Raw genomic sequence first — 23,839 nt, forward strand, 5'->3', positions numbered from 1 at the left:
GTCCCGTGCGGCGGACGGATAGTATGCAGGCACCGCCAACGGGGGCAATCACGGGCATGTCGGGTCAACAGCGCCATCCTTCGCTGGCGGGCAGCCTGGTCATCGGCGTCACCGGGCACCGCGACCTGCGCGCGGACGAAGTGCCGGCCCTGCGCCAGCAGGTGCGCGACTTTTTTCTCGGGCTGCAGTCGGCCTATCCCGGCCTGCCGCTGACCCTGCTGTCGCCGCTGGCTGCGGGCGCCGACCAGCTGGTCACGGCCGTGGCCCTGGAGCTGGGACTGCGCGTGGTGGCCGTGCTGCCGGTGCCGGTGGCGATGTACCGCGACGATTTCGACAGCGACGACAGCGTGGCGGTGTACGACCATCAGCTGGCTGCGTCCGAAGTGCTGGCGCTGCCGCTGCTGCGCAGCACCGATACCCAGGCCGCCGCAGCCAGCGGCCATGCGCGCGACCTGCAGTACGCGCAGGCCGGCATCTTCACGTCCACCCACTGCCACGTGCTGCTGGCGCTGTGGGACGGCGTCGAGTCGGGCCTGCTGGGCGGCACCGCGCAGGTGGTGGCCTTCCACCTGCAGGGGCACATGCCCGAAGCCATCGATCGCCGTCAGTCGGCGGCGGCCACGCTGGGCCTGGACGAGGAAACCCTGGTGCACCACCTGCCCGTCGGCCGCGCGGGCGGCAGCCCCGGCCTGGGCCGCGGCCGCTGGCTCACCTCGGGCGACACGATGCAGGAACACGCCGCCATCCCGCCCGCCTTCGACCAGATCTTCCGGCGCCACCGCGAATTCCTCGCCGACCGTACGCGCTACGAAAACGAGATCACCGCCGCCGTGGCCGCCGCGCCGTCGGGCTGCCCGATACAGCAGGCCTTCGTCGCCGCGGACTGGCTGGCCACCACCTATCGCCGCCGCGTCAGCCGCGTGCTGCTGATGACCTACCTGCTGACCGGCATGATGGGTTTCGCCTTCATCGCCTATTCCGACCTCGTGCAGCAGGACCTGATGCTGTACGTGTTCCTGGCGCTGTTCGCGCTGGGCGTGGCGGTGAACGCGGTGGCGCAGCGGCGCGAATGGCACCGCAAGTACATCGACTACCGCGCCCTGGCCGAAGGCCTGCGCGTGCAGTCGTACTGGCGCCGCGCCGGCATCGTGGACAGCAGCCGGCCCTCGTTCGCGCACGACAACTTCCTGCAGAAGCAGGACGTGGAGCTGGGCTGGATCCGCAACGTGATGCGTGGCGCCAGCGTCGAGGGCATGCTGGCGCCGCTGTCGGCCGACCACGACGGCCTGGCCCGGGTGATCGCCGAATGGATCGGCGCGCCGGGCAGCGCCGGCCAGCTGGACTACTACCAGCAGACGGCGGCCCGCCGTGCGGTGCAGCACCGGCGCACGGAATGGCTGGCCTCCATCTGCCTGTGGACCGGCATCGGCCTGAGCCTGCTGCTGGCCGTGTTCGCGCGGCGGCTGGACGGGCAGCTGCAGAACCTGATGGTGGCCGCGATGGGCCTGCTGTCGCTCACCGCCGCGGTGCACGAGGCCTATGCCTACAAGAAGGCCGACAAGGAACTGATCAAGCAGTACCGCTTCATGGCGCGCATCTTCAGCGCGGCGCAGCGGCGGCTGGGCCAGTGCCGCAGCGACGAGGAGCGCCGGCAGATCCTGCGCACCCTGGGCGAGGCCGCGCTGGGCGAACACGCCGAATGGACGCTGATGCACCGCGAGCGGCCGCTGGAGCATTCGCGGCTGTGACGCCGCGGCCTCAGCGTTTTGGCAAGGCCGCCTCGTACATGCGGTAGCCGGCGTCGGCCATGCCCAGCGACTCGTAGGTGCGCTGGGCATTCGCATTGGCGTGTTCAACATACAGACGCAGGCCGCAGACGTCGGGGCGGGCCTGCGCGGCGGCGCGCACGTGTTCGTACATCGCCGCATAGACGCCCTGGCGGCGGTGGCCGGGCGCGACGTAGACGCTTTGTATCCACCACCAGTCGCCGTTGCGCCAGTCGCTCCACTCGTAGGTGAGCATCAGGGTGCCGGCGGCTTCGCCCGCGCGTTCGGCGATGTAGTAGATGCCGCGGCCGGGCTGGTCCAGCACCGCGCGCACGCCGAGGCGCACGGTGCCGGGGTCAAGCTGCTTGTGCTCGGTTTCCAGCGCCATGGCCACGGCCCAGTCCGCCAGCCGGTCGACGTCGTCGACGGTGGCCTGGCGGATGTGCAGCGGGGCGGGCGCGGGACTCACGAGGCGTCGGGCATCGCGTCGGCGGCCGGCGCGTCGGCCGGCAGGTCGGTCGCGGGCATCGCGCCCTCGGCCATGATCACGCCGCAGGCGATGCGGCCGCCGGCGTCGCCGGTGGGCTGGGTGGTGTAGTCGTCGGCCTTGGCATGCACGATCACGCCCTTGCCGACGATGTCGTTGGCACCGCCGCTGCCGATCTCCAGGCCGTCCAGGCGCTGGTCCACCGCGGCCTGGCCGTCATCGCCGGCCACCTGGTTGGGGATGTCGCCGGCGTGGTGCGGGCCGCCGGTTTCGCGGTTGCCGTGCGGCTGCTGGCCGGGATTGAAGTGGCCACCGGCGCTGGTGGCATCGGGCGCGCTGCAGTCGCCGAACTCGTGCACGTGGAAGGCATGGGTGGCGCCGGGCTTGAGGCCCGTCAGCGTGCCGGTGACGCGCACGCCGCCGTTGTCCACCGTGAACACCAGCTCGCCGCCGGCGCCGCTGTCGCCGACCGCGGCCAGGGTGGCACGCGCGGTGGCGGCCAGTTGCGTGGTGGCCATGGTGGGCGCGGGCTCGGTGACCGCCGGCGCGATCGGCGCGGGGGCGGCGGGCGCCTCGGCCACGGGGGTTTCGGCGGGCTTGCAGGCGGACAACGCGAGGGCGGAGCCGAGCAGCAGCAGGGAGCGGATGGGGGTCATGTCGGATCCTTTTCGAACGGGAAGCCGCAGCTTGCGCGGGTCTGCATTAACGCATGGTCAAGGCGGCCCGTGCGCATTGCCCGATGGACGCAAGGGTGGCCACGGGTTCGCGGACGCGGCCAGGGCCGTCGTTGCGGCTAGGTTCTGCGCACGGCCCGCAAGAGCCAGTTCCGCATCGGGCGCATGTCGGCCTTTGCATACAGCACCTGGCCGGACGTGGACAACGCGCTCAACTGTGCGCGGCTGCTGGTGTCCGCGGCCGCATCGATGAAGGCCGGGCGCTGGGCCGCCGGCAACCGCGCCAGGCGACGCCCGGACCGGTCGAGGCGATCGCCCAGCTCCGACGCCTGCGGTTTCCGCAGCCCGTCCGGCGTGGCGTCCGCCGTCCAGGCCCGCGCGTCCTTCCACGCCTCCAGGCTTTCGTCCCATTCCTGCACCCCGACCCCGGAATCGGTCCAGGTCGGATTGAACAGCAGGTCCCTGCGCGCGAGGTTGTCCACGTGCACGCCATTGATGTAGCACTCGATCTTCTGGTCCACGCCGGCGGACGCCAGCCGGGGAAAGAAGGCCCCCAGCTGCGAATCGACGCCGCCGGAGAATTTCGTCTTCGCCTCGATCCGCAGCAGCACGATGTAGCGGCCTTCGAACGGCATTAGCAGGGCGCCGTCCACGTAGTCCCTGCCTCCGATGCGGAACCGGTCGGCATAGACCAGTCCCTTCTTCGCCAGCACGTCCGGATGCGCGCTGGCGAACGTGCCCAGGGCCTGGGTCCGCTTCACCAGAGCCGCGCGGCCTTCGTCGGTCAGGTACACGTTCTGCCCGCTGGCGTCGAAGAACCCGGTACCGCCTGACAGCCTTCCCGTGCGCGGGTCGACCTGCACGGTCGCCGAGTGGATGCGGCCCAGGAAGAAGGCCTGCATCCGGATCGCGTTGTTCAGCGGATCGGCCAGCCTTCCGTGCACGCTGGGCGCACGCAGCATCAGGCGTTCCCACAGGCGGCCGATGAACTGGTCGACGGTGATCGTCCTGCCCTCGAAGTCCTTGGCCGTGCGGGCGATGGCATCCAGCACGACCTTCTGGTCCGGGATACCGGCCACGTCGCGCGGCACCGGATTGTCACGCACGAAGCGGCGCATGTCGTCGGCGTGAAGCTTCGCGGTTTTCGTGCCCATGGTCGTTTCCACGGCGGCCTGGTTCCTGGCTCGCTTCTCGCGCTGCTTCTTCGGCAGCCCGCCCGGCACATCGGCTTCGCTCAGCCCCTTGCTGCGCGGCGTGACCGTGCGTGCGCCGCCCTTCCGGGTGAACAGGCTCATCGGCCCGCCCTCATGGCGCCGGCCTCACCGGCGCGAACACGATCGCGCCGTCGGTGGCCACGGCGCCGATATCGTCGGCCAGGTAGCCCAGCTCCAGCGTCCGCCGGAACAGCGCGATCTTGCCCGGGATGCCCAGGCGCAGCCCCAGCGCGGCATCGGCCAGGCGTGCGGCCTTCTGCTTGAGCAGCACCAGCACCAGCTGCGCACCGATCTCCCAGCCCATCGCGCCCATGGATTCGAGCGTAGGCCCGAGCACCCTCAGGGTTTCCGGCGACTCGAGCGCGAGGCCAGCGACCGCCTGTCGCCACTGCTCGCGCGCGTCCGCGGCGTGGGCCATCACCTCCACCGTCGTCAGCGCCAGCACCAGGGCGGTGGCGATGGCATCGGCGCCTTCGATGAAGGCGAAGATGGCGGCCACCCCGGCCGGCGCCGCGGCGCCGCCGCTGGCGAAGGTCAGGGCGACGAAAGAAACGACCGCAGTGATGGCCGCGATCCAGTTGACGAGGGTGAACAGGGTCTGGAACCGTTTCTCCTGCGCGCGCATTTCCTCCATCTCCGCTTCCAGCGCATGCAGGTAATGCGTCGCGACACAGGCATGGAACAGGCTGCGTCGGCCCTTGCCGGAAGCGAAGGCATACTCGCGCACCAGCGGCAGCACGCTCATCACGCCGTTCTGCGCGGACTGGAACGAGAAGGCCAGCAGGGCCTGGTCCCAGCTCACCCGGAGCGTCACCACCCGCTTGAGCGCATTGCCCAGGTCCCAGGTTTCCAGGCTGCGGCGCGCGACGATGCGCTCGGCCGCGACCAGGCCCGCGATGCCCTTGCGCCGGGAGGTGTTCCAGGTCTCGCCTGTGTCGGGCTCGAGTCCGCCGGACTTGGCGGTGAGTTCGGCGATGCCATCGAGCCGGGTGGCGGCACACAGCGCGTCCAGCTGCCGGATCGCCTGGTTCAGGGTTCGGACGATCTTGCCGCCCACATGTTTTTCCCTGGCGGCGCTGGCATTGTTGGGCACGAACCAGGCGCTGTTCCGGTCGAAGGCGTCCGCCGTCGCGTCGGCCACCAGCACGGCCGCGGGGCAGATGCCATGCAGCTTGCCCAGCACTTCGGCCGCCTCCTTCATGAACTGCTTCTCGCGTTCGCCCCAGTTCCTTGCGATCAGCGGATAGGCCTCGTCGTTGACGCCCGGTACGTAGTCTCGGCCCAGGCCGGGCGAGCCCTTGCGTTCGTCCTCGCTTCTTTTGCGCTTGCGGTTGAGCGCGTGGTACTTGTCCAGCTGCGCATCCACCTGCTCCCAGCTGCCGTCCTCGGGAAACAGGAAGGAGTGGTCGTTGATGGAATAGCGCCGGAACGGCGCGCGCCACTCCGCCAGGCGCTTGCTCGTTTCCTGCCAGCGGCGCAGGCCGAAGACGCCCAGTTCGGCCTCGACCGAGGCCAGCTCGGTGGCGATGCGTTCGCGCAGCAGCAGGCATGCGCCCTGCGCCAGTCCGGTCAGGGCGGGATTGGGCGTGGGCCGCCTCTCCAGCAGGTCCAGGGTATCGACCAGCGCGGGCCAGCCCCACAGCGCGTAGATCGAGGCGAGCTGGCGGAACAGGGTGTCGTCGACCACCAGTTCGATCTCGACGGCATCGGACTCGGGAAGCACCGCCAGCGAGAGGCCGATGCGCTGCGGCTGCACCGCCTTGCCGAGGTAGCCGGCCCAGTGCTCGCGCTTCCAGCGTTGCTCGACCGCGGCCAGCTCTTCGAGCAGCTGCTCCACGGACTCCGCCTTGCGGACGGCATCGTCCTCCTCGTCCAGCACCATGCTTACCGCGATCATGGCGGTCTCAGCCGGGCTGGCCGGGCTCGGCGGGCTCCTCGGGATCGGAAAGATCCTCGGGAATGGGGGAGCTGCTGTCCTGCAGGTAGACCAGGCTGGTGGGCACGGTGAAGTTCCACGAGGCGCCATCGGGCACGGCGCCGGCGAGGTCGTCCTGCTGCTTGCGGATCTCTTCGTGGATGGGGATGAACAGCGGGTCGCCGATCACCGGCGCCGGCCCGCCGCCCCAGGGCTCACGCGTGGACAGGTAATACATCACCGCGTCGTAGTAGCCGGGCGTCACCGCGACCAGCACCCGGGCCGAACCGGCACGGAGGAACGCGGTCATGGTGCTGTCGGCGTAGTCGAGCCGGTTCATCAGCTCGATCCACTTCTTCCTGCGGCCCCAGAAGTAGGGATAGAACAGGTAGGACACCTGCTGCCATTCGAAGGCCTGCTCGAGGAACTGGGTGAAGCGGCCCTTCTTGCGCGAGTCCGGCAGGTGCATGAACGGGAACTCGACGTCGAACTCGAGCGATTCGAACTTCGAATACGGCTTGCCGTTGTCGTCGCCGGCCTGGAAGGTCGGGTAGGCCATGCCGGTCTGGCGTTCGCGGATCGGCTTCAGCGTGCGGATCAGGTCGTCGGACTCGTCCCAGTCGAACTCGTGCGAAATCATGCTGACGCACTGGCGCTTGAGCTCTTCCCGTATGACGCCCAGGTTGAAGGCCTCGGATCGCCCCTGCAGCAGGTCGTTCACGGTTTGCGCGCGGAGCGTGTCCAGCGCCTGCAGGTACTCGTTCTTCGCCGCTTCGAAGGCCAGCTGCCGCGGCGCGTTGATGGCGTCCACGCGCTCCTGCTCGACCTCCTGGATCTTGCGGAACACATCGGCCTGGAACCGGGCGGTGGTCGGGTCCGTCAGGACGCCGGTGATGGTCAGCCGGTAGTACTCCAGGTCGTTGAAGGACAGCGTCAGGGTGCTGTCTTCGCCCGCCATCACCAGGCCGGGATTGATCGGGATGACCTGCGGCGTCATCCGCCAGCCTTCCCGGTCGTCGTCCTGCTGGCTCCACACCCGGGCACCGCCCAGGGTGATGACCATGCGGTTGTATTCGCTCTCGAACAGTTCGCGTCCGCCGGTGCGCGAGTCGGGCTCGCCCGAGCCGCGCCGGCCGCGGAAGTCGACGATGCCTTCCAGCCTGAGCTCGGACAGCACCTTCCCGGTCGCGCCCGGAAGCCGCACGCGGAAGGAATACGCCGACGCGGCGTTCTCCGTTTCATGCGGGAAGGTGTCCTTGACGTAGTAGTTGGAGCCGTCGTCCTGCTTGAGGATGTCCACCGGCGTCTGCGCGGCCGGATAGGTGAATCCGCTCAGGTCGTAGGAAACCGCGAGGGCATTGAACACCGCCGGCGAAATGTCGGACGCGGTGAGCACCCTGTCCTCGTAGGGATGGCGGATGTCCACCTGGGCCAGTTCGGGCGCCGTGGGCGGTCGCGGCAGGCGCAGATCCTTCGCCACCGCCTGCAGCCGGGACTCGACCAGGAAGGCGGCCGGCTCCGGAATGACGAACTCGATCATCCAGCGCTTGCCGTAGTTGAACAGCTGCGCCTCGTAGCGCTTGTCCAGCCACCGGTAGATGCCCGAGACATGTTCGGCGGTGGCGCCGGTGTTGATGTACTTCTGCCTGTCGATGTCCACCAGCTCACGGGTGGAAGTGACCGAGCGCGACTGGGACGTCTTGCGCTCGACCGCGGTGACCGCCTTGTCCATCACCTCCCGCGCAAAGGCGTTGGCGCTCTTGCGGGTCGATTCGGACGCGTTGGTGAAGGCGAAGCCGGCGCCGATGCTGGTCTGGATCTTGTAGCCGGTCATCTCGTAGCCGATGTCGGTGTTGGCCTTGGCATTGGCCTCCAGCTGGGCCTTGAGGACGGTTTCGGCCTCCTGCTTGATGTCGTACTTGTCGGTGGCCTGGCGTTCGGAGGTGGTCGACTGGCGGTCGTCGGTGGTGTAGGTGAGCGTGTCCACGCTGCGCTCGGTCAGCCGCGAGCTGCGGGTCCTTTCTTCGCCCTTCATGACGTTCACGACCTTGGCGATTTCGCCGACGCGGTAGCCGCGCAGCCATTGCTTGACCACCTTCAGGTCGCCCAGGTAGGGCGTGATGGCGTTGAACTTCCCGATCGGGTAGTAGCCCAGTTCGGCGACGATCGGCGGAATCACCACCTGGGCCTCGAGGCAGGCACGCAGGTCGTCGGCGCTGGCGATGAAGGTGTAGGCCTGCGGCGACAGCGGGTCGTTCCGCAGGCCCTTGTGTTCCTGGAAGATGCCTTCGAACAGGGTGGCGTAGTAGTCGACACCCGGGAAGGCCGGCAGGGTGCCGGCCCTGGCCGCGGCCAGGCAGGCGTCGACCGCGACCAGCTCGATCGCATGCAGCACGCGCAGGCCGTCCATCACTTCGCCCAGGTCGATGTCGACGATGCGGCGCAGGATGTAGAGCTGGTACAGGGTGTCCCACAGGCTGGCGCGCGCGAAATGGAAGCCATTGTTGTAGGCGTGCCCCTCCGACAGGTAGACCATGGACCAGACGCCCTGGTATCCGGCGAACAGCGCATTGAGTTCCGCCACCAGGGCGTCCTTGTCGAAGACCCGGGCGTGGCGGTTCAGCAGGTCGCGCGCACGCGGCAGCCAGTCCCTGGCGTCGAAGGCCGGCGCATCGATCAGCCGCGTGGGCAGCAGGTAGAACCGGTCGCCGCTGGCGGTGGCGATATGCACCTGGTTGTCCAGCTGGTGCACGATGTCGATGCTCCGGCCGCCCACGGGCGCGGTACCCAGCTGCGGCTGCAGCGTGACCATCTGGCCCAGCACCCCCTCGACGACCGCAGCGTTGATCTGCTTCGGGCTGACCTCGCCTCCGGGCTGGAATACCTTTTCGTACACCAGGCGACCCACCGCCGAATCGCTGTCGGGACGGAACGGCTGGCGGCGGGGCCGCGAGACCTTGTAGTCGGCGGCAAGGTCGCCGTTTTCATCCAGGTACTCGAGGGTCTGCCGGGAGAGCTCGCCGGTATCCCAGACGTAGCCGCGGGTGGAACCGGGCGAGTCGGTCGCCTCCGGAGCGCGGAGGGTCATGAACTGGAAAACGTTGATCTTGTCGCTGCTGCTCACAGGGCACCTTGGCGTCGTAGGGGTGCAGCGTTCGACGACCGCAGGGTCCGGCTGCACGGGGGGGGCAAGTAAAGAAACGCGGTGGATGAAGGCGGACGGCCAGCTGGCCGCAGGGGGGTGCGGAGTCCGTTGATTCCTGCAAACCGGACCCCGCCCGCGCATGAAAAGCCCGACACCGTACTTCGCCGAACATGCGTTCCTCATCCTCGTCTACGGGCTGACGCTGGCCGGCTTCTGGCACCTGTATGTGGGCGGGGAAGCACGTCCGAACGCGCACCATCACCTGCACGTGGCGACGGTGGTGGCCTGGCTGGTGCTGCTGTCGTGCCAGCTGTGGATGGCCGGGCGGGCCCGGTTGCAGCAGCACCGCAGGATCGGGCTGGCGGTATTCGTTGCCGGGCCCCTGCTGGTGGCCACCACGGCCCTGCTGTCGGTGCATTCGGCCTACAAGGGGCTGGTGTCGGGCCAGGGCGATTTCCTGATCGTGCAGAACGTGATGGGCACCCTGGAGCTGGCGTTCCTGATCGTCGCCGCCTTCGTCGTGAAGAAGCGGCGCGTGCTGCACGGCAGTTTCCTGCTGAGCACGGGCATCCTGTTCATGGGGATCGCGCTGTTCTTCGCGCTGATCGGCTTCGTGCCCGCGTTCCGGATCGACGGGCCGGAGACCTTCTACCGTTTCCAGACGGCGGCGATGACGGGACAGGTCGTGTGCCTTGTCGTCGGCGTGCTGTTCGTGATCAAGGATTTCCGGAACGGGTGGCCGATGTTGCTGGCGGCTGTGTTTATCCCGTTCAACGAACTGATTCGCGTGGTCCTTTCACGACAGGGCTGGATCGCGCCGCTGACCGAAGCCGTGGGGACGATGAGCCAGACCGCCACGTTTCTGGGCACCTTCGTCGTTGTTTTCGCATTGATAGCAGCGACCGGGACCGGCCGGACGGCTGTGTCCGGACGTCCGCGCGCGGATTGAACGCGCCAACGGCGACGGGCTTGTCGGAAGCCCGTACTGCCGGCTACTCCAGCCAGGCGTCAATGGCGGCGGCGCGGACGCTCAGGCTTACGGCAGGATTCTCCTTCGCCAGCTGCTCGTCCATCGGCAGGCGAAGTTCGCCACGGGTCGCTGGCAGGACGATGTCACCCGAGGCGGCATGCAGGGTAAGTCTTGCGCTGCGGTCGCCATCGAAGCGGATCAGCAGGCCACGCAGTTCCGGGGCGAACAGGGAAAGCCCGCCTGCGCTGCGCTTGAGGAAAGCCTGCAGCTGCCGGTTCAATACCACCAGATCGCGATAGCGCCATTCCAGACCGGCGGGCAGCTTGGCCGTCACGTTGGCGAACAACTGACAGGGCGGCGCGCTGTCGGGCTTCTGCAGCCACAGCTGTGCGCCGCGATCGGCCAGCCCCTGCGCCAGCGGGACGTCGACGCGGCCATCGGCGGCAATGGCCAGCTGCCGGGTTCGGCCACGCTCGACCAGACGAACGGTCGCACCGGGGCAGGCGCGCGAGCTATCCACCTGGCGCAGCAGCACCAGGCCCTGCATCCGGTCGAACTGCGGATCGGTGAGCGCCAGCAGTGGCTTCAGCTCCTTCGCGTACGAGAGGCGCTGCTCCTTGGCTTGGGCCAGAAGCGGGCACAAGGCCAGCATCAACATCAGGCTGGCCAGTTCGAGGGAGCGCAGGAGGCGTGGCATGGCGGGCTTCTCCAAAGCGGGCTCAGATCATCGCAGATACTCACTTCCAACTGTCCGGCACCGGACGCCGGACATGGCGAATCCGGGAAGCCCTTTCGGACTCCCCGGGGTTCCTTGCCGCCAGGATCATTTCGCCGCGGCACGCGCTGCTTCGATGATCACCTTCGCGACCGACTGCGGGTCGGACGCCATCGGCACGTGGCTGGTGGGCAGCTCGGTGGTGGTGGCACCGATCTTCTTCGCCAGCGCACGCTGCGCGCCCGGGTCGATCATGCGGTCGTTCGCGGCCACGATGTACCAGGACGGCCTACTGCTCCAGGCTTCCACGGTGACGGGCTGCTCGAAGTTCGCGCCGCGCACCGCGCCCTGGGTGGCGTGGATCAGGTTGGCTTCGGCGGGGCTGACGTCCTGCGCGAAGTCGCGGGCGATGGCGTCGGCGGGCAGGGTGAGGAAGCCGTCGGCATCGGCGATGAAGTGGGCGAAGCCCGGGGGCGCCGGGAAGTCCTTCGTGTCCACCACCGGCGCGGTGCCCAGCGACGGCGCGAACGCGGCGACGTACACCAGGGACTTCACCTTGTCGTGGCCGCCGGCCTGGGTGATCACCGAACCGCCCCAGGAATGGCCGACCAGCACCACCGGGCCGGACTGCGCGTTGATCACGCGGTTGGCGAAGGCCACGTCGTCTTCCAGCGAGGTGAGCGGGTTCTGCACGGCGATGGCGTTCAGGCCTTCGGCCTGCAGCAGCGGGATGACCTTGTTCCAGGACGAACCGTCGGCGAAGGCGCCGTGCACCAGCACCACGGTGGGGCGGGTGTCGGCAACGGGCGACGGAGTGGCGGCGGCAGCGGTGCCCAGGCTGAGGGCGGCGGCGAGGGCGAGGGGGGCGAGGATGTTCATGGCGGCTCCTTAGGGTTGGGGTGGCCGGGTCGTTCCCGGTGAGGCCACTATCCCCGTTCCGTTTGGCCGTTAAGTGCCTTAAAGTCCAGATAACTTGTCCTGGAGTCCAGAGATGACGGATCGGCTCGAGGCCTTGCTGAGGCACTTCCCCGTCCGCGCCAGCATCCTGCATGCGGGCGCCCTGTGCGGCACGCACGAGATTCCGCTGCGCGAGCACCTGGGGCAGCTGCACCTGGTCAAGCAGGGCACCGTGGTGGTGCACCACGCGGCCGGCAAGCCGATCACCATCGCCAGGCCCAGCCTGCTGGTGTACCCGCGGCCCTGCGCGCATAAGTTCGTGATCGATAGCCACGAGGGCGCGGAGCTGGCCTGCGCAGATCTAGGCTTCGAGGCCGGCGCGCAGCATCCACTGGTGGCCGCGCTGCCCGACGCCCTGTGCCTGCCACTGGCCGAACTGGGCAGCGCGCGTCCGCTGCTGGACCTGCTTTTCGAAGAAGCGTTCGACCAGCGCTGTGGCCGCGGCGAAGTGCTGGCGCGTTTGTTCGAGCTGGTGCTGATCCAGGTGCTGCGACATCAGATGGAAGTGCAGCACGGGCACGCGGGCCTGATGACGGGCCTGGCGCATCCGCGGCTGCGGCGGGCGATCACGGTGATGCACGAAAGGCCGGGCGAGGACTGGACGCTGGACGCGCTGGCGGGCGTGGCGGGCATGTCGCGCAGTTCGTTTGCGCAGACGTTCCGGGCGACGGTGGGGTGTACGTCGGGCGAGTATCTTCAGCGCTGGCGGATCCTGCTGGTGCAGAAGGGGCTGCGCGCGGGGAAGCCGCTGAAGCTGCTGGTGGATGATGTGGGGTATGCCAGTGAGTCGGCGTTGTCGCGGGCGTTCAAGGCGCAGGTGGCGGTGTCGCCGCGGGAGTGGGTGCGGAAGGCGGTGGGATAGGCTCGTGGACAGGCAGGCGCGTTCGTCCAAGAGGTACCCCCGTGGGTCCTATAGTCTGCTCCGGGCTTGGACCCAAGACCCGAGTGGTCGCCGCGACGATCAGGGCGGGCAGCTCGCTGCAGTCAGGTCAGTAATGTCCCTGACAGTATGGGCATTTGGGTGTCTTCGAACAGCCGGTCGATTTAGTGCGCACCCTGGGCCGACTGATCGCCCTGCAAGGGCTAGTTCAGAAGTGCGGACGGCGGCAGCCAGGTCGCGGACTGACGGTCCGACGATGCGATTCGCCTCATGCCACTGTTAGTCGTCCCTTCGCGGGCTGATCAAATTCTCAAATTCCGAAACTACCGTTCGTACAAGTAGAACGCCTCCAGCTGCAAATACCGCATGAAGCAGCCAGTCGCCGTAATCAGGACTCACGTAGTAAAACCCACCCCGTTGGGTCAAGAACTTTCGGTATTGCCATGCCCATCCGAATGCTAGTGGCAGCAGCACAAGAATAGACAGGAGCATTTTTCTCAGGAACGTCTTATTCATCATCGCCAGAACATTTCTTCGCTGCGCATACCAGAAAACTTTTTAGTGTCATTGAGAGTCATGATAGTGCCTGCTCCTGAAATAACGGCAGCAGATTTCTTGAGTCTTTCCGGAGAACAAAGCAGGCTAAGTTACCACCCACCCAACATCAATGTCGTCGCACTGCCCATCCACTACAAATACGGTAAGCACCACAAGGCCTGACTTATCATTGGGTACCAAGTAGTAGGTGTGTAAAGTTTCACCCTCGTTTGATTCCACGACATGGTCCCTTATGGCGAATTCGCGAGACTCGAGAAACCCCCTCATTTCCTCATCTCCTTCTTCCCACGAATCATCCAACAATCGGCATGTTGCGGGTGACTCGGTCATTGCCTGAATTGCAATTTCCAAGTAGTAGTTTTCAGGCAAAGACTGACCAACTTTTTCCTTGATAGAACTAGTGCATCCCGATGCCAACACAAGTGCGATCAGGCATATGCTGTTCACGACATTCATTTGAACGCCTCCCAAAGCAAGTCAAAGTCTTCAGTTGTTACTCTTCTGTCTAAGTCTGAACCAATAATGCTCTTGGTGCCGGGGTTGCGATTCGTGCTAAACCCGAAGATGTGACCCATCTCATGACCCGGTGTGTCAGGGCGCGCAAGACTCGCGTTGTGCCAGAGCCTTCTACCGCCTGTCCGAGCAGCCCCTCCCCTTTGGCTGCCATCTTCTCCGCGACAATCACTTTCGCCACAGGCTGGTGCAGAAGAGGCTGCGTGCGGGAAGCCGCTGAAGCTGCTGGTGCATGATGTGGGGTATGCGAGTGAGTCGGCGTTGTCGCGGGCGTTCAAGGCGCAGGTGGCGGTGTCGCCGGGGGCAGTGCGATAATGCCTAGAAGCCCAAAAATCCCGCCCGCCACGTAAGGCGACGCCTTTCGCACTGCTTTGTGCTTCGCTCCACAATCCCGGCAGGATTGCTCCGAGATTTCGAATCTCTTCAAGGAGTGCCCGCACAATTCGCAACGAATCATTCGGCTGATTCCCCAGCGAATATGGTCGTCGCTACGCGTGGTACGTCCTTCAAAGCCAAGTGCCCCCGATTCTTCGGTGCCAGTGCATCGGCGCTGTCCGCCAGACTCTGATCCTGCTGGCTACAGATTGACTCGAAGTTTCGGTCGAACCATTGCAAACGCTCGGAACACCATTGCAGCGCTTAAGCGCTGCACGAGACAACTTGAAGGGGTGGATGTAAAGCGACTGGGCGACATCCTGCACTGTGACGCCTTGCAACTGACTCGGCGGACGGCGGTTGCCTTGAACTGTCCGCTGTAGCGCGGGGTGGTGCGGGGGCCTGGGGTTGGCATGGGGACGACTCCTGATTCGTTTAGGTCAGGGTGTCCACTAAAGCGTAGGAAGTGCCGCTCCCACGTGGTAATCGTTCTTAGGCCCGAGTTGCGTGATTCTTCAACCCCCCGCCAATCCACCTCTGCGATACTGAATAAAAGTTGGTCGGTTGCATTCAACCCTTTATCCAGCGCTGCGTTGCAAGCGACCCGGCTATGCCAACAACTATCAGGAGAAGAGGAATCACCACCAATGGTATCCAAATGGGACCGGGCAGCCAGAAGCCGCCGATCAGGATAACGGGAAATAGAAGGCCGTAAACTAGGCCAACAATGGAGCCGCGCTCAGCTTTAGCTTTGTGGGTTGTGCCGCACACCTGACATTTTTGCTTGAAGATTCGGAACTGGTGCAAGGTTGCCCCGCAAGATTCGCAAAATGCAGTCATTCTGGAACTCCATACAAAATTGTTCGAATTACGGCCCCTTGGTCTTCTAGGTCGACTCCGGCGTTCAATACATTGCCCGCTGCAGCGCCCACGTTGAGGGCCATGCCCGTGCCAAGTGTTAGGCTCGTTACGCCGGAAGCCAAGGCCAATCGTCCAAACGCTCTTCCTTGGAGATTCGCTTGTTGTCCTGGAGTCAGGTTATCCCACCCTGCATGCGCGAGCCGCATGGCTTCTTCAGGATTCTCATTCAGTAGAATCATTGCATCGATGACGGCATGTTCCCCGCGAATTGCCTTTAGCTGTGTTTCCTCGCCCATAGCACCATATCGCTTGAGTGCATGACCGGGGAGATCCCACGCAACGCCCTTAAGATAGCTTCCTAATCCTTGTACTATTCCTTTTTGCTCCCTCGACCGGCTTGTCGTTCTGTTCGTCGGGCCTTGGCGTGCGATCCGAGCCCTCTCCTGCGCTCAAGCAAACCGGCTGTCCACATGGATTGTCGAATGGCCCCTTCCGCATCCGATCACCCAATCTGTCGCGCCAAGGACCTTGAATCATCCGACCATCGGGATCAGTGAATTTGTATGGGTTGTTTGCTGCGTAGTTGTATCGGTTGAAGTTCCAAACCGTTGAGGTGTCGGGAGTGACCGGATCCACACTCAGGAACCGTCCAATATGGGGATCGTAGTAGCGCTGCTGCATATATGTCAGCCCGGTCCCCGCGTCCATCACGTGCCCGGTGTAACCGATGCCGTCGATGGTCTTGCCGATCGCACCGCCGAACGGGTCGTAGTTGGTTCTTGTGCCGATCAGCGTTCCGGCAGCGTTCGACTCCGCCACCGGGCTGCCGAGAGCGTCGGTGTGCTGGTAGCGCAGCGCCGTCACCGTGTTGCTGGGCCAGTCATGGTCGATGATGGCCACCACGCTGCCGCCGAGGTAGACGTTCTCGTGCGTGGTCTGCGTGCCGCCGACCGGCAGCTTTGACCAGAACAGCAGCTGCCCGCCTTGGGAGTAGTGCCACAGCGTCGCGGCCACGCCGGTCCGCGTCGTCTGCACGCGGCGGCCCAAGGCGTCGTAGCGGTAGCTTTCGCTGTTGGTTCCGCTGCCGGCGCGCATGCGATTACCAAAATCGAACGTGTAACTGTGCGCGTTCTTGGACGACACGTTGCCCTGCACGTCGTAGTTCATGGTTTGCAAGAGCGTGCCACCGGTGTTCCGGATGCCGGTCAGCAGGTTGTTGCTGTCGTACTGGTAGTTGGCATAGTCCTTCACGCCTGCGTGTTTCCAGGACCGCGGGTTGTCGAGCGCATCGTAGGTGAATCGATGGGCGAAATCCGAACCCCCGAACATGCCCGAGCTGGCTTCGGTCAAACGGTCCAGGGCATCGTAGGCCATCCAGCGGCTGCGGCCTGAGTCATCGAGGTCGGTGATCGCCGTGACATTGCCGTTGGGATCGTAATCGTAGACGTGGTCGAGAATGGCGCCACTTGTCGTGCTGCGTCGCGGCAGCTGGCGCACGTTCTGCGTCATTGTGTGCACCAGGCCGTTGCCGTAGGTGAACTGCTTGATCGCGCCGTTGGGGTGGTACTGCACGCCGGTGGCGAAGGTTCCCGCTTGCGTGGCCTGGCCCAGGGCGTTTGGCGCGTAGGTGACCACCAAACCGGTCGGATAGCTCTGCGAAGCAAGGTTGCCGTTGGCGTCGTAGCCGTAGCACAGGCCCCACATGTAGGCGACTGGATTTGCCCCGGGCTGGGCGAGGGATTCGCCGATCAGCATGCGACGGTTGTTGTAATGGCTCTATCCTCTCAAGTGAGGAGCCTCCGGGAAAGCCGGGGCGATTCAGTACGGGTCAGGGGGCCTCAGCTGTGAACTCCGTCGTGTACTTCTTGCCGCACATACGCGCCTCGTTGATGACCGTAATGCACGGTCTGGAGATGTCTAAGCACCCGGGGCGATTCACAAACGTGGCGCATTCACTCTCGCAAGATCGAAGCGATTAGTTCGTCTGCATCCCAGGCAATCCCAACCTCTTCCTGCATGAACGCCAAAATGGTGAGCACACTCATGGCGTGACAATCCCCAACTCCTTTTGACCTGAACCAGTCAGCCAAGTCGGATTCTCGATCAAAGGGCTCGATACGACACATTCCGCCGAGCCAATTGACCTGAACCCACTCCTCAAGCTGTAGGACGTACCCACACTCCGAATCTCTAGAGCCTACAGGGATCAACGCACAGAAGGCCGGCAAACAGCTCACAAATGCGCTAGAAGCCGAGGCAGCACTGTCGATCTCGCATCTACTTTTGGCGGTTGCCATGTGGAGTCGCGAAATCGGAACGATCTCCATAAGCATGGCTACTGCAGCCCCAATATCCTCTGGACTTCTCTCGGCCGCGCCTACCGTCAATTTGATGGGGTCAGGATAATTTCTGGATTGATTTGGTTCCGTAACTGCAAACCGTTCAAAGTAAACGAGCCCATGTTCGCTTGGCTGGCGTACGGCGCTCGCACATCCGGCGGCAAGCAATCCCAGCATCGCTGAAAGACTAAATTTCAACATCCAACTACTCCTTGGAAACAGGAATACAATCTTCACAGAGAAGAACTCCCTCTGCGCTGCCACCGTACAGCGTAACGTCTTCTGTCCTTCCGTTCAGCCTCATTCCATTCACGAATGCACGAAACTCGCCAAAGTTGTTTCCCATAAACACGGGCGCATTAAAGGCCCTTGCCGCCGCAACATCCTTACTTGAAAAGTACTTGTTGGATGGTTCGCTACTGCGGCCATGCGTGTGCCCAACCGCCTTTACAATTCCCTTCAGCCCAGACCACGGCACTCCCCCAACCGTGCCTTCTTCAGACTTGGTCAGCTCCAGCGGTGAAAATGCTCCATTCTTGTTTATCTCAAAGCCCCACTCCTTTCCTCCGGGCATAGTGGAAACCAAGTTGTCTGCGGATATTCTTCCGAACGCCAAATCCGTTAGCTCTGTGGTTACCTGCGGATATTTTTCTTGGACCTTCGCAAGCGCACCGTCGTAAGGCGCTTTCTGACGGGGCCGAGCCTCGGGGAACTTCAGTGGACCGCAACGGATCTGGAGTACGCACGTCCCGCCAGGCAGCATCCTATCGAATGGTCGTCTACCATCCGGGTCGGAGAATTTGTAAGGATTGTTGTTTGCGTACCAGTACCGATTGAAGTTCCCGCCATTAACCGAACTGGCCGTCACCGGGTCCACACTCAGGAACCGCCCAATCTCCGGATCGTAATAGCGCTGCTGCATATACGTCAGCCCCGTCCCCGCATCCATCACGTGGCCGGTGTAGCCGATGCCGTCGATGATCTTGCCGATCGCACCGCCGAACGGGTCGTAGTTGGTTCGTGTGCCGATCAGCGCTCCGGCCGCGTTCGACTCTGCCACCGGGCTGCCCAGTGCGTCGGTGTGCTGGTAGCGCAGCGCCGTCACCGTGTTGCTGGGCCAGTCATGATCGATGATGGCCACCACGCTTCCGCCGAGGTAGACGTTTTCGTGCGTGGTTTGCGTGCCGCCACCTGGCAGCTTTGACGAGAAGAGCAGCTGCCCGCCCTGAGAGTAATGCCACAACGTCGTCGCCCCGCCGGCGCGCGTGGTTTGCACGCGTCGGCCCAGCGCGTCGTAGCGGTAGCTTTCGCTGTTGGTTCCGCTGCCGGCGCGCATGCGATTGCCAAGGTCGAACGTGTAGCTGTGCCCGTTCTTGGAGGACACATTGCCCTGCACGCCGTAGTTGATGGTGTGCAAAAGCGTGCCGCCGGTGTTCCGGATGCCGGTCAGCAGATTGTTGCTGTCGTACTGGTAGTTGGCATAGTCCTTCACGCCCGCGTGTTTCCAGGAACGCAGGTTGTCGAGCGCATCGTAGGTGAATCGATGGGCGAAATCCGAACCCCCGAACATACCAGAGCTGGCCTCGGTCAGTCGGTCCAGGGCATCGTAGGCCATCCAGCGGCTGAGCCCAGCACCGCCAGTACAGCGACAGCTGCGAGAGCCAGCTTGTATCGCGTAGGCAAGGGCGGCTGATCGTACACTTCCCACCTCGTCTTCAAGGGCTCGCACTCGTTCTGAGTCGCTTCCACCGGCGGGCAACCAGGAGAGCTGTCACCGTATCTCGATCAGGTTACCAGCCAGCCAAAATCAATCTCCCGGCATTTCCCATCTCGCACAAGCACAGTAAGCATCAGAACGCCTTGCTGCCCATTGGGAAGCAGGTAGTAGGAATAAAGCAGCCCGCCCTCATCTGCCTCGACTGCGTGATCCTTCAGGGTGAAGTCGCGAGAAGCGAGGATTTTCTTTAGCCGCTCATCGTGGCGTGCATCTTCCGAGAAGCTACACGTTGCTGCTGGATTTCCTGTCGCCCGGATAGCAGTCTCCAGGTAGGGATGGTCAGAATCAGACCGGCTGGCTGACTCTTTGACAGAGCTCGCGCAGCCAGCTGCCAGGACAAGCGCAACCAAGGATGTGTATCGCATGAACTCCATTCGACGGCCTATCCGGGAAACGCGAATTCCTCGGTAGTTTATCTGACTGCATCCGCCCCCATTACCGCGTTCCTTTGCGCGAACGCTAGGGCGATCGGCAAGTTCGATTCGTCATGCTGACATTCATTTGTCGTGTCTCCATCGGCTGGTCAAGGTCGTAGCCACGAATCAGCTCGACAGAGACAATCTCGAAGCCCTTGATCGAGTACACAGCGCTGACGTCCTGCTCGTCCCGATACTCGCGGAAGGGAATGATCAGTTTGCGGTACTGATGCCCTTCAACCCGGCCGCCCATATAAATCCGCAGGCCGGCCAGCTTTGGATATCGCAATCCGTCGAAGGATGTTGCGGGAATGCGTGCACTTCTTCGTCCGATCTGAATGCAAACCTCGTCCAGCGCTGACCCATCACTGTTCGCTCTTGCTCGAATGAAGTCACCCCTGTCAGTGGTCAGTGACAGATCGACAATCTCGTCAACAATGTACGAGGATGCGCTGGCACTGACGGAACAGATTCCGGCAACGATGGTCGACGCGAGTGCGGCAAGCAGCTTGTTTTCCATTTCCGGTTACCGTTTTGGTTGTGCGACCCCATTGCTTGAACCAGACCGGTCTCTTGGCCGTACTGCCTGATGCCGCGGCCTCGACCGCTAAAGATCGTGATGGCGACGCTGGCCAAGGACTAATGCCAGGACGGGTGTTGCCATCAACCCGGCCATCAGCATCGCAATCGCTTGAAATGGTTTCCCATTGTCCATCGATAACTCGACGTATCTCCTGATGCCCCGGCTTCGCCCTTTCATGGCGGCGCGGAAATAGTATGACCTTGCGGCGTCAATGTCCGGCGGGACTTTGCTCTCGTAGTAGCGTGCGAATCCAAGAAGCAACTCGGGCGGTGATCTCTCCGTTCTCGCCTTCATCAGGCAATCAAACGCTTCCTGATGGCGCCCAAGCTTCAGGAGAAGCCTGGCCAAATTTCTGTACACAATCGGCCCTGGCGCGAGCTCCTTGAGCCTCTCCCAATCTGCCAGTGCACGCGAAAGCCTTTCTTCCGGCCCCGACTGCCATTTCTCGTACGCACTGGCCCTGAGTATCAGCCCGTCTATCAGCCCAGGCTCACCCGCCGCGACAATGGCATCAGCAAGCGGAATGACTGCCTCAAATTCTTCATTCCCAAGAAGGGCTTCCGCGGCACGAATGTCATCGGTTACGGATCCATTTTTCATTCTTGAATCCTGCTCGCCAGAAGTGAATCTCGTACGTTGCCCAGGCCTAGGATGTGAGGTATCGGAAGAACCGACACTTCGCCGATTCCCAGAGCCCTGCCGTTAGTTCCGAGATCGAACTTGTGCGGCGAAGTCGGGACGCTTACTTCCTTTCCGGGCATTCGTCAGGCATGGCTCTGATGGTGAAGATTGCATTCCCGTCGCGGCTGGCAGCGAGCATTCGCACCTCGATTGATTCACTCACGGCAACTGAATGTAGTCCAAGAAGTCCATGGATGTGATTGAGGTCTCTCGACAGACACCGTCAGGGGATCTCGATTGCGATCCATCACTCAAAAAGGTTCGTACTGCGCCCCCACTTTTCAGATCAACTCGCCAGATCAGTGATTTCATCTTCTGGCAGCCAGTTGGTTCACCATGCTCCATGGCGTGCAACAAACGACCAATGAACAGGAAATTGTCGCTCCTGATGGAGATGGTTGCAGAGCGCTTCACATCGTCGGCCTCAACAAGCACGTTAAGGGCGCCACGAGACTCTTCCACACTTACCGCAAATATCTCCACAGACTCAAAATCATGAAGCTCCAATTTCGTTTCGGCAGCTCTACTTCTTTCAGCACCCGCGTTGGCCACGCATGGAAGAGACGTCATTGCCAAGCAGATCGAGAATAGAACCAAGTTATTCATGCGAGAAAAGCCTAATTTCTTCTGCTACTGGCTGGTCGATTCATTCTCAAGGCTTGGTGTTGGCCAACGCAAACAGAAACTCCGCATAAAACAACGCCTGCCGATCAATCCCCGCCAGCTTGGGATTCTTCGCATCAATCAGATACCACTCATCCGGCGCATGCATCTGGCCGCCCTGGCCGATGCCGACGAACACCGCCGGCAGCGATACCGGCGGGTCAGTGAACCGGTAGCCGGGCCAGGACCCGGCCAGGCGCGGATTGACCGTGTACGGCAGCCCGGCGCCTTCCACCGTGGTGACCAGCGCGTCGACGATGGCCGAGTCGCGCGGCGTCTCGGTGGGGCCGTAGATGCCGCCGGGTACGATCTCGATGTCGGTGAAGCCGCGCTTGTCGAGGTGGGCGCGCAGCTTGGCCACCACCTCGCTGGCGCGCATGTCGGGCACCAGGCGGAAATCGATCTTCGCCTCGGCGCGGCTGGGCATCGAGGTCTTGCCGCCCGGCCCGGTGTAGCCGCTGACCAGGCCCTGGATGTTCACGGTGGGCTGCGAGGCCAGCCGCACCAGGCTGGTGCGGTAGTCTTCGCCCGCCACCCAGCCCTGCACCTTCAGGCCCTTCTTGGTCAGGGCCTCGGCGTCGGGCCGCAGGCCCGCATCAATCAGCGCGATCTGCGCGGCCGACAGCGGCCGCACCTCGTCCATCCAGCCATCGATGGTGGGCGTGACGCCGTCGTCGGCCACCAGGGTGTCCAGCGCCTTGATCAGGCGCCAGGCCGGGTTTTCCACGCGCGCGGCGTTCATCGAATGGATTTCCATGCCCGGGCCGCGGCCCGACCTGGCGCCATCCGCCACCAGCTGGATCTCGGCCACGCCCTTGGCGCCCAGGTGGATCTCGACGCCGCCGTCCTCGCCCTGCCAGGCCACCGGCAGGATGACGCCGACCGACCCGGCCAGGGCCTTGGCCACTTCCGGATCGCCGGTGATCTGGCCGAAATGCTCCGAGCCCGTCTCTTCCTCGCCCTCGGCCACCAGCACGATGTTGACCGGCAGCGGCGTGCCGGTGGCCTTGAAGGCCCGCAGCGCCGTGAGGAAGGTGGCTTCCGGACCCTTCTGGTTGATGGCGCCGCGCCCGATCAGCACGGACTTGCCGTCGTCGCGCTCGACGATGCGCCCTTCCAGCGGCGGCTGGCTCCATTCGGCCGGGTCGAACTGCTTCACGTCGTACATGAAGTACACGGCCAGGGTGGTGGGCGCGCCGGCATCGAGGCGGGCGAAGACGCCGGGGGCGCCGTCGGTGGGGATGATGCGCGCGGTATCGAAGCCGGCGTCGAGCAGCATGCGCTGCATGAGTTCGGCGCCTTCCTGGCGGTTTAGTTTTTCGGCGTTGATGGATGGGAGGGCGATCCATTCGCGGAGGCGGGTGAGGGCCTGGGCGTGGTCGGCTTCGATGGCGGTGGTGAGCTTTGAGCGAGTTTCGGCAGGGATCGGCGGCGCGGCCGGTTGGGCCGTGGCCGCGCCCGCGAGGACACAGGCGAGACTGGCGCACAGCAAGAGGCGGGATCTGCTCAGCATGGTCCGTGCACCTTAAAAGAGGTCGAGCGATGAGTATGCCGGAGGACGAATAGGCCTGACGAGTGCGGCGATGGTCTAGATAGTTCACTGCCTCGTAGCGCCCTATTCTGCTTCCGAACTGGCGACGTTATTGATTCCGCGCGCGGTCCAAACCCAGGATCGCTCGCGGCGAAGACTGAGCCCATGTCTTGGCTGCACAACGCGTTAGCTAAGCCGCGCCGAAGGCGTCGGCCTAATTATTAGTGGGCCACCTACCACGGGCGTGGACATCCAAGTCTGACCAGGTGGTCTGCAATTGCATCGTCCGTGCTCGACGCCAGGTTCTTGAATAGGCCAGGGAGCCATCCCGCGTATGCTCTGTGCACCGTTGGCCGTGGGTTTACGCCGTGCGCAATCTCGTGGCGCTTATCCAGTGCCGTGTTCAGGTATCGGCAAGCACTTTGTGATGTGCAATTCTGCCAACGCCATTGACGAGTGACATCGTTTAATCCCAAACAGCTTCTGATGAGTGTTCTGGTGTTGCCAGAGTTTGGGGTGTTGAAACGATTGACCTGCGCCAAGGCCGGCTCTTTCAAAACATCCCAGACTCCGGCCGTAGCCGCCGCTGGCCGCAGCAGCTCAAGAGACTCTTTAACTACTTCCTCAACGTATGCTTCCCATGCAGAGACGCAGATAACAACCGTTGTTCGATTGATTGCGCCAAGGCCGCGCTGACGGCCACGAGCTCCGGTGCTCAGCTTCTTATGCGCAGAGCCCAACTCCACAGCATCGCGGAGGAGTACATCCAGATACTGCGTATGCGCACGAGATGGCACAGCGCGCTAGCCTCCCAGCCCA

Annotated in this window: 21 protein-coding genes; 3 read left to right on the forward strand and 18 right to left on the reverse strand. The window is 63.8% G+C overall.

Going from position 1 to position 23,839, the window contains the following annotated elements:
• The first annotated feature begins 56 nt into the window (after positions 1-56).
• The gene (locus ACOQFR_RS07655; RefSeq protein WP_421380341.1) at positions 57-1,748 is read left to right on the forward strand and encodes a hypothetical protein; all 1,692 of its coding nucleotides are present in this window, start codon (positions 57-59) and stop codon (positions 1,746-1,748) included.
• A 10-nt stretch (positions 1,749-1,758) separates the two neighbouring features.
• Here the strand turns inward: ACOQFR_RS07655 and ACOQFR_RS07660 are convergent, their stop codons facing one another.
• From ACOQFR_RS07660 to ACOQFR_RS07680, 5 genes are all read right to left on the reverse strand, one after another.
• Positions 1,759-2,235, reverse strand: a complete 477-nt coding sequence (locus ACOQFR_RS07660) for a GNAT family N-acetyltransferase (RefSeq protein WP_421380344.1) — start codon at positions 2,233-2,235, stop codon at positions 1,759-1,761.
• Positions 2,232-2,909 carry a superoxide dismutase family protein gene (locus ACOQFR_RS07665; RefSeq protein ID WP_421380347.1) on the reverse strand — a complete coding sequence of 226 codons (678 nt, stop codon included), beginning with the start codon at positions 2,907-2,909 and terminating at the stop codon, positions 2,232-2,234. The genes ACOQFR_RS07660 and ACOQFR_RS07665 overlap by 4 nt, the downstream gene beginning before the upstream one ends.
• 137 nt (positions 2,910-3,046) lie before the next feature.
• A complete protein-coding gene (locus ACOQFR_RS07670) occupies positions 3,047-4,222 on the reverse strand; it encodes a hypothetical protein (RefSeq protein ID WP_421380350.1) in 1,176 nt (391 codons plus the stop codon).
• Positions 4,223-4,232: 10 nt separating this feature from the next.
• A complete protein-coding gene (locus tag ACOQFR_RS07675) occupies positions 4,233-6,038 on the reverse strand; it encodes a hypothetical protein (RefSeq protein WP_421380353.1) in 1,806 nt (601 codons plus the stop codon).
• A 7-nt stretch (positions 6,039-6,045) separates the two neighbouring features.
• Positions 6,046-9,180, reverse strand: a complete 3,135-nt coding sequence (locus ACOQFR_RS07680; RefSeq protein WP_421380356.1) for a hypothetical protein — start codon at positions 9,178-9,180, stop codon at positions 6,046-6,048.
• A gap of 160 nt (positions 9,181-9,340) precedes the next feature.
• Here ACOQFR_RS07680 and ACOQFR_RS07685 point away from each other — a divergent pair, with 160 nt between their 5' ends.
• Positions 9,341-10,150 carry a hypothetical protein gene (locus ACOQFR_RS07685; protein ID WP_421380359.1) on the forward strand — a complete coding sequence of 270 codons (810 nt, stop codon included), beginning with the start codon at positions 9,341-9,343 and terminating at the stop codon, positions 10,148-10,150.
• 43 nt (positions 10,151-10,193) lie between these two features.
• Here ACOQFR_RS07685 and ACOQFR_RS07690 read toward each other — a convergent pair whose 3' ends face one another.
• Together ACOQFR_RS07690 and ACOQFR_RS07695 are read right to left on the reverse strand one after the other, a co-directional pair.
• On the reverse strand, positions 10,194-10,868 hold the full coding sequence (locus ACOQFR_RS07690) for a DUF2987 domain-containing protein (RefSeq protein ID WP_421380362.1): 675 nt from the start codon (positions 10,866-10,868) through the stop codon (positions 10,194-10,196).
• Positions 10,869-10,994: 126 nt separating this feature from the next.
• On the reverse strand, positions 10,995-11,765 hold the full coding sequence (locus ACOQFR_RS07695) for an alpha/beta fold hydrolase (protein ID WP_421380365.1): 771 nt from the start codon (positions 11,763-11,765) through the stop codon (positions 10,995-10,997).
• Positions 11,766-11,877: 112 nt separating this feature from the next.
• On the opposite strand from ACOQFR_RS07695, the gene ACOQFR_RS07700 reads away from it, so the two are divergent.
• Positions 11,878-12,705 (forward strand): cupin domain-containing protein, encoded by an 828-nt coding sequence (locus ACOQFR_RS07700; protein ID WP_421380368.1) that lies wholly within the window; start codon positions 11,878-11,880, stop codon positions 12,703-12,705.
• Positions 12,706-13,365: 660 nt separating this feature from the next.
• On the opposite strand, the gene ACOQFR_RS07705 is transcribed toward ACOQFR_RS07700, so the two are convergent.
• The 11 genes from ACOQFR_RS07705 to ACOQFR_RS07755 form a co-directional block, all read right to left on the reverse strand.
• Complete coding sequence (locus ACOQFR_RS07705; protein ID WP_421380371.1) at positions 13,366-13,737, reverse strand: hypothetical protein; 372 nt, start codon at positions 13,735-13,737, stop codon at positions 13,366-13,368.
• A gap of 1,002 nt (positions 13,738-14,739) precedes the next feature.
• Positions 14,740-15,009 carry a hypothetical protein gene (locus tag ACOQFR_RS07710; RefSeq protein ID WP_421380373.1) on the reverse strand — a complete coding sequence of 90 codons (270 nt, stop codon included), beginning with the start codon at positions 15,007-15,009 and terminating at the stop codon, positions 14,740-14,742.
• Between the two features lie 366 nt (positions 15,010-15,375).
• Positions 15,376-16,785: an RHS repeat-associated core domain-containing protein gene (locus ACOQFR_RS07715; protein WP_421380376.1), complete on the reverse strand. Its 1,410-nt coding sequence runs from the start codon at positions 16,783-16,785 to the stop codon at positions 15,376-15,378.
• Positions 16,786-16,982: 197 nt separating this feature from the next.
• A complete protein-coding gene (locus ACOQFR_RS07720; protein WP_421380379.1) occupies positions 16,983-17,606 on the reverse strand; it encodes a hypothetical protein in 624 nt (207 codons plus the stop codon).
• Positions 17,575-18,984: an RHS repeat domain-containing protein gene (locus ACOQFR_RS07725; RefSeq protein WP_421380382.1), complete on the reverse strand. Its 1,410-nt coding sequence runs from the start codon at positions 18,982-18,984 to the stop codon at positions 17,575-17,577. The genes ACOQFR_RS07720 and ACOQFR_RS07725 overlap by 32 nt, the downstream gene beginning before the upstream one ends.
• 170 nt (positions 18,985-19,154) lie before the next feature.
• A complete protein-coding gene (locus ACOQFR_RS07730; RefSeq protein WP_421380385.1) occupies positions 19,155-19,520 on the reverse strand; it encodes a hypothetical protein in 366 nt (121 codons plus the stop codon).
• An 85-nt stretch (positions 19,521-19,605) separates the two neighbouring features.
• Positions 19,606-20,082 carry a hypothetical protein gene (locus ACOQFR_RS07735; protein ID WP_421380388.1) on the reverse strand — a complete coding sequence of 159 codons (477 nt, stop codon included), beginning with the start codon at positions 20,080-20,082 and terminating at the stop codon, positions 19,606-19,608.
• A gap of 87 nt (positions 20,083-20,169) precedes the next feature.
• On the reverse strand, positions 20,170-20,745 hold the full coding sequence (locus ACOQFR_RS07740; protein WP_421380391.1) for a hypothetical protein: 576 nt from the start codon (positions 20,743-20,745) through the stop codon (positions 20,170-20,172).
• A 240-nt stretch (positions 20,746-20,985) separates the two neighbouring features.
• Entirely contained in the window at positions 20,986-21,432 is a 447-nt protein-coding gene (locus ACOQFR_RS07745; RefSeq protein ID WP_421380394.1) for a hypothetical protein, read from the reverse strand.
• Between the two features lie 46 nt (positions 21,433-21,478).
• Positions 21,479-23,002 (reverse strand): M20/M25/M40 family metallo-hydrolase, encoded by a 1,524-nt coding sequence (locus ACOQFR_RS07750; protein ID WP_421380396.1) that lies wholly within the window; start codon positions 23,000-23,002, stop codon positions 21,479-21,481.
• A gap of 251 nt (positions 23,003-23,253) precedes the next feature.
• The gene (locus ACOQFR_RS07755) at positions 23,254-23,817 is read right to left on the reverse strand and encodes a HEPN domain-containing protein (protein WP_421380399.1); all 564 of its coding nucleotides are present in this window, start codon (positions 23,815-23,817) and stop codon (positions 23,254-23,256) included.
• Positions 23,818-23,839 lie beyond the last annotated feature (22 nt).

It is taken from the genome of Arenimonas sp. MALMAid1274 (assembly GCF_049195245.1).
In the GTDB taxonomy this organism is placed as follows: domain Bacteria; phylum Pseudomonadota; class Gammaproteobacteria; order Xanthomonadales; family Xanthomonadaceae; genus Arenimonas.